Raw genomic sequence first — 6,111 nt, forward strand, 5'->3', positions numbered from 1 at the left:
CACTGAACAGGGATTCGTTGTAGCTGTCGGTGCCTCGCATGCTGCCTTCGTGCCTTGGGATCGGGTTCGCTACATAGTGACGGATCGGCGGGGGTATTTCAACGGCCTGCTACGGGACGGCAGGCAGTTGCCGATGCGGTCGACTGCACTTTTTTACCAGCGACACCTGCCGTCAGCCCGTGCTCACCCCGGCCGCGACCCGCTGTCTCGATCCAGTTGCCGCTTGGCTGGAAGCGATGCCGAGCCTGATCCGCCCCGCTCACCTAGCCCACCGCGGCATCCGGCCCGTGCCCGGCCAGCACCTCCCGCATCGCCCGCACGATCGCGTCGCGCTGCGCGTCGATTCGCTCGACCGGCCCGGCCACGCCCATGGCCAGCGGCAGGCCGTTCCAGCCGTCCGCGATCACCATCGAGATCATCGCGGCGCCCTGCGTGACCGTGTGCGCCGAATAGGAATAGCCGAACCGGCGCGTCTGTTCGACCTTGTCGAGCACGACATCCTCGTCGATCGTCCGGCCCGACTTGCCGAGCCGGCGGACGCTGCGCGACACGAGCCGGCGGATCGCGCTGTCCGGCTGGAGGCTCAGCAGCGCCCAGCCGAGGCTCGACATGCAGATCTCGCGACGCGTGCCGATCGGCGCGTAGAAGTGGATCGGAAGCGTATGCGCACCCTCGACCGCATCGATGTACTGCACGTACAGGTCGCTCTGCACCGCGATCACGACGGCCTCGCGCGTGCGGACCGCCAGCCGCTTTGCGACGGCGTGCCAGTACCGCCGGCTGCCCGCCGTCGAATCGACGAGCGCTTCGCCGAGATTGACGAGCCGCGCAGTGGGCGCATATGTATGAGTGGCGTCGTCGTACGCGAGATAGCCGAGCGCCTTCATGCTGGTCAGCAGCGCCGCCGCGCTCGACCCCGGATAGCCGCAGCGTGTGGAGATCTCCCGCACGCTCAGCGGCCGCTGTAATGCGCTGAACAGCTCCAGCACTTCAAACACGCGCGCCGCGCTCTTGACCACGTTTCCGCTCATCCCGCCGTCTCCTCATGCCACTGGGCGAGCCGTTCCACGTATGTGGAACGGAATTTCCCGCCGCCAACCGTCGTGACGATACTAGGCTTCGGCCCGCGGCGTGAAGTCCCGCGGCACAGAACACACGGAGACACCATGGCAGCCTTCCTGATCCGTGAACGGCAGGGCCCGATCCTGACCGTCACGATGAACCGTCCCGAAACCCGCAATGCCATTTCGGATACCGATGCGATCGACGCACTGACCGCATGCTGCGACGACGCGAACCGGGACGAATCGATCCGCGTGCTGATCCTGACCGGCGCCGGCACGACGTTCTCGTCGGGCGGCAACGTGAAGGCGATGCGCGCGTTCATGGAATCGGATCCGCACGATCTCACCGCGATCCGGACCAGCTATCGCCGCGGCATCCAGCGGCTGGCGCATGCATTCCAGCACCTCGAAGTGCCAGCCATCGCGGCCGTCAACGGCCCGGCCATCGGCGCCGGCACCGATCTCGCGTGCATGTGCGACATCCGCATCGCCGCCGATCGTGCGCGTTTCGCCGAGAGCTTCATCGCACTCGGCCTCGTGCCCGGCGACGGCGGCGCATGGTTCCTGCCGCAGATCGTCGGCGCTGCCGTCGCCGCGGAAATGTCGTTCACGGGCGACGCGCTGGACGCGCAAGCGGCGCTGCGCTGCGGGCTCGTGTCGCGCGTCGTACCCGACGGCGACCTCCTTGCCCACGCGCATGAACTTGCCGGCCGCATCGCCCGCCACTCGGGCACCGCGTTGCGCCTGACCAAGCGGCTGCTGCGCGAAAGCCGCCACGCGAGCCTCGACACGCTACTCGACCTGTCGGCGTCGTACCAGGCGTTCGCGCACGCCACGCCCGAGCATCGCGCGGCGGTGAACGCGCTGTTCGCCGCGCGCGGCTGAACCCGCGACGCATCGCAGCCGTGCAGCCGGCGCATGCCGGCCTGCCGGCCCGTCGAATCCACATCGAAGGAGACATCGTCATGACCAGCAGTACCGAAAGCGCACTCGCAGGCGTGCGCGTGGTGGACCTGAGCCGCGTCTATGCGGGGCCGTTCTGCGCGCAGACGCTCGCCGACCACGGCGCGGACGTCATCAAGATCGAGCCGCCACAGGGCGACGAAACGCGCGACTGGGGGCCCGCGATGCCGAACGGCATCTCCAGCTACTACTGGGGGCTCAACCGCAACAAGCGCAATCTCGCGCTCGACCTGTCGCATCCGGACGGGCGCGACGTGCTGTTCCGCCTGCTCGACACGGCCGACGTGCTGATCGACAACTTCAAGCAGGGCACGCTCGAACGCTGGGGCATCGGGTACGAAGACTGCCTGCGCGAACGCTTCCCGCGCCTCGTCCATTGCTCGATCTCCGGATACGGCACCGACGGCCCGCTCGCGCGGTTTCCGGGCTACGACGCCGTCGCGCAGGGGCTGGCCGGCTTCATGTCGATCAATGGCGAACCGGGCGGCATGCCGCTCAAGGTGCCGTTTCCGGTCGTCGATTACGCGGCCGGCCTGAGCGCCGTGTCGAGCGTCCTGCTCGCGCTGGTCGAACGGACCCGCTCCGGACTCGGCCAGCACGTCGACATCGACCTGTTCAGCACCGCGCTGTCGATGCTGCATCCGGTCAGCACGAGCTGGATGGCGACCGGCGACGTGCCCGTCGCGACTGGCAACGTGTATGCCGCGATCGCGCCGTATGGCGTCTATCCGTGCAAGGACAAGCCGATCTCGACCGGCGCTGGCAACAACCGCACGTTCGCGCGGCTCGTCGAAACGCTCGGCGTACCCGAGCTGGCACGCGATCCCCGGTTCACGACCAACGCAAAGCGCGTCGCGAACCGCGATGCGCTCGATACGCTGCTCGGCCAGCTGACCGCCGAACTGCATGCCGATGACATCGTCGAGCGGCTGCTGAACGCCGGCGTCGCGACGGGCCCGGTGAACACCGTCGCCGATGCGTTCGGCCACCCGCAAGCCGCGCACAACGCGATGTTCGTCAAGACCGACACGTACACCGGCGCAGGCGTCCCCGCCAAACTCTCCCGCACGCCCGGATCGATACGCCGGCCGCCCCAGCCGTTCGCCGCCGACACCGACGCCGTGCTCGACGCGTTCGGCATCGACGCGGCGCATCGGAACGCGCTGCGGCAGGCGGGCGTGCTCCACGATACGCGCGCGGACGCCACCGGGAGCACGTCATGACCGCATCCGGCTCGCTTTCTTCACCGACGGGCGACGACGCGCCCTCGATCCTGCGCCACGACGACGACGGCATCGCGTGGCTGACGATCCATCGCCCGCATGTCGCTAATGCGCTGTCCGCCGAAGCGATCCGGCGCCTGTGCGACGAACTCGTCACGCTCGACGACAACCCGTCGATTCGCGTCATCGTGATCCGCGGCGCGGGCGAACGCGCGTTCAGCGCGGGCGTCGATCTCGGCGACCCCGAGATCCGCGGGATGCAGCCGATGCGCGGCCTCGCACGCAACGTGCACGAGCTGATTCTCGAATTGCGCAAGCCGACGATCGCGGCAGTCAACGGCTACGCGGTCGGCGGCGGCTGCGAAATCGCGCTCGCCTGCGACCTGCGGATCGCCGCCGATCATGCGACCTTCGCGCTGCCGGAAGCGCGGGTCGGGATGGGCGCGAACTTCGCGAGCGTGCTGCTGCCACGCATGTTGCCGCATGCGATCGCGATGGAGCTGCTGTTCACGGGCCGCCGCTTCGACGCGGACGAGGCGCAGCGTGCCGGTTTGCTGAACCGCGTCGTGCCCGGCGCCGCGCTCGACGACACCGTGCGCGAACTGGCGCAGACGATCGCCGTGAACGCACCGCTCACGATCCGCCGCATCAAGGAAACCGCGACGCGCAGCCAGGGGTTGCCGGTGCCTGCCGCGCTGCGGCTCGACGTCGGCCCCGACGTCTACGCGAGCGAGGACCGGATCGAGGGCGCCCGCGCGTTTCTCGAGAAGCGCAAGCCGGTATTCAAGGGGCGCTGACCACGACGCGGCACGGCGACACCACGCGCGCAACCGCTCCCAGAACGCGGGCGCGCTAAAAGAAACATGGAACGGAGACACCTTCATGCAACGGAAAGCACTCCTGATCGGCATGTGTGTACTGTGCGCCACGTCGGCGCGCGCATCGTCGGTCACGCTGTACGGAATCGTCGACAGCTACGTCGAATTCGATCGCATCGGCAGCCTGTCGACCCTGCGGCAAAGCGGCGGTGGCTCGTCGACGAGCCGCTTCGGACTGACAGGCGTCGAGGATCTCGGCGGCGGCACGTCGACCAAGTTCGTACTGGAAAGCGGCTTCTCGCCGGCCGACGGATCGTTCCAGGGCGGCACGCTGTTCTACCGGCAGGCCTACGTGTCGCTGCAGAACACGCGCTATGGCGACATCCGGCTCGGCCGGCAATACACGCCGGCGTTCTACGTCGTGTACGACGGCGATCCGTTCGGTCTCAACGAACGACTGTCGCCGCTCGCGCTGCTCGCCACCTCCACCGACACGATCACCAGCAACACGACGCCGCCGATTCCGCGCTTCAACCAGGCGGCGTCGTACCTGAGCCCCGACTGGAACGGCCTGCGCGTGATGGCCACGTACGGCTTCCCGACACCGAACGCGCTGTCCACGCAAGCCGGACGCAACTACGGCGCCGGGCTCCAGTACCGGATCGGCGGACTCTACCTCGGTGCAGGCTTCCAGGGCGACACGTCGGCCGGCAACCTGGCGCCCGTCGTCTCTCCGTCGACGACCCGCCACTACGTGTTCGCCGCCAACTACGCATTCGCACGCGTCAAGCTCTACACCGCGTTTCTGTACGGCGTCAGCACGGCGCCGAACCTGCCCGCGTTCTCGACCGCGAGCGCCGGCGCGTCGATCAACGTCGGCGCACTCGATCGCGTGCTCGTCTCGGTCGTGCGCCGCGACGTGAAAGGCTCGGCGAACGACGCGACCGCACTCGGCGTCGGCTACGACCATCCGCTGTCGAAGCGCACGTCGCTCTACGCACGCTATCTGTACATGAAGAACGGCGGCGACGCCCGCAACACGGTCGTCGTCGGCCTCCAGCCGCAACCGGGCGGCACCGAGCAGGTGTTCGCGTTCGGCATCGTTCACCGCTTCTGACGGAGTGCCCATGACCCCGACCATGTCCACCCATTCGGCCGCCGGCGACGCCGCCGCGACGCTGGCGCTCTACCGCCGGATCTCGCGCCGGCTGCTGCCGTTCCTGATCCTCTGCTACACGCTGTCGTTCATCGACCGGATCAACATCGGTTTCGCGCACGCGCAGATGGCGGCCGAACTGCACTTCTCCGACGCCGTCTACGGACTCGGCGCGGGCATCTTCTTCATTGGTTACATGGCGTTCGAGATTCCGAGCAACGCATGGCTTGCGCGGATCGGCGCGCGCAGGACGATCGCCCGGATCATGGTGCTGTGGGGGCTCGGCTCGGCCGCGACGATGTTCGTCACGACGCCCGCGCAGTTCTATGCGTGCCGTTTCCTGCTCGGCGTGTTCGAGGCCGGTTTCTTCCCCGGCATCCTGTTCTATCTCGGCGCGTGGTATCCGCCGCGGCAGCGCGCCAAGGCGTTCGCGCTGTTCATGACCGCGCTGTACCTCGCGGGGGTGATCGCCGGCCCGGTGTCCGGCGCCATCCTCTCGTACTTCGACGGCGCCGCCGGCCTGAGCGGCTGGCAATGGCTGTTCGTCATCGAGGGGCTGCCGAGCAGCGTGCTCGGCCTCGTCGCACTGCGCTTTCTCGACGATCGGCCGGACGACGCACGCTGGCTGTCGGACGCCGACAAGGCCGCGCTGCGCGTCGCGCATGCGCAGGCCGACGCCGGCGTGCCGGACGCGAACGCGGCGCGGCCATTGCTCGCTCACCGCGATCTCTGGCTGCTGTGTGCCGCCAATTTCGCGATCGCGGCGGCCGGCTACGCGCTCGTGTTCTGGATGCCCGTGATCCTGCATCGCGGCGGGCTGCACGGCGCGATGCAGGTCGGGCTGCTGTCCGCGCTGCCCTACCTGTGCGGCATCGCCGGCATGCCCG

Annotated in this window: 6 protein-coding genes; 5 read left to right on the plus strand and 1 reads right to left on the minus strand. The window is 68.5% G+C overall.

Features of this window, described 5'->3' with window-relative positions:
- Positions 1–263 precede the first annotated feature (263 nt).
- Positions 264–1,031: an IclR family transcriptional regulator gene (locus tag J7024_RS36035; RefSeq protein WP_234745970.1), complete on the minus strand. Its 768-nt coding sequence runs from the start codon at positions 1,029–1,031 to the stop codon at positions 264–266.
- 135 nt (positions 1,032–1,166) lie between these two features.
- On the opposite strand from J7024_RS36035, the gene J7024_RS36040 reads away from it, so the two are divergent.
- From J7024_RS36040 to J7024_RS36060, 5 genes are all read left to right on the plus strand, one after another.
- Positions 1,167–1,949, plus strand: a complete 783-nt coding sequence (locus J7024_RS36040; RefSeq protein ID WP_234745971.1) for a crotonase/enoyl-CoA hydratase family protein — start codon at positions 1,167–1,169, stop codon at positions 1,947–1,949.
- Between the two features lie 80 nt (positions 1,950–2,029).
- Positions 2,030–3,250: a CaiB/BaiF CoA transferase family protein gene (locus J7024_RS36045; RefSeq protein WP_234745972.1), complete on the plus strand. Its 1,221-nt coding sequence runs from the start codon at positions 2,030–2,032 to the stop codon at positions 3,248–3,250.
- Positions 3,247–4,047 (plus strand): enoyl-CoA hydratase/isomerase family protein, encoded by an 801-nt coding sequence (locus J7024_RS36050; RefSeq protein ID WP_234745973.1) that lies wholly within the window; start codon positions 3,247–3,249, stop codon positions 4,045–4,047. Before J7024_RS36045 ends, J7024_RS36050 begins: the two co-directional genes overlap by 4 nt.
- A gap of 85 nt (positions 4,048–4,132) precedes the next feature.
- On the plus strand, positions 4,133–5,185 hold the full coding sequence (locus tag J7024_RS36055) for a porin (protein ID WP_234745974.1): 1,053 nt from the start codon (positions 4,133–4,135) through the stop codon (positions 5,183–5,185).
- 10 nt (positions 5,186–5,195) lie between these two features.
- Positions 5,196–6,111 (plus strand): MFS transporter (locus J7024_RS36060; RefSeq protein ID WP_234745975.1); only part of this gene is annotated, 916 nt, incomplete at its 3' end.

The organism is Burkholderia sp. WTPI3 (assembly GCF_021483755.1).
Classification (GTDB): Bacteria; Pseudomonadota; Gammaproteobacteria; order Burkholderiales; family Burkholderiaceae; genus Burkholderia.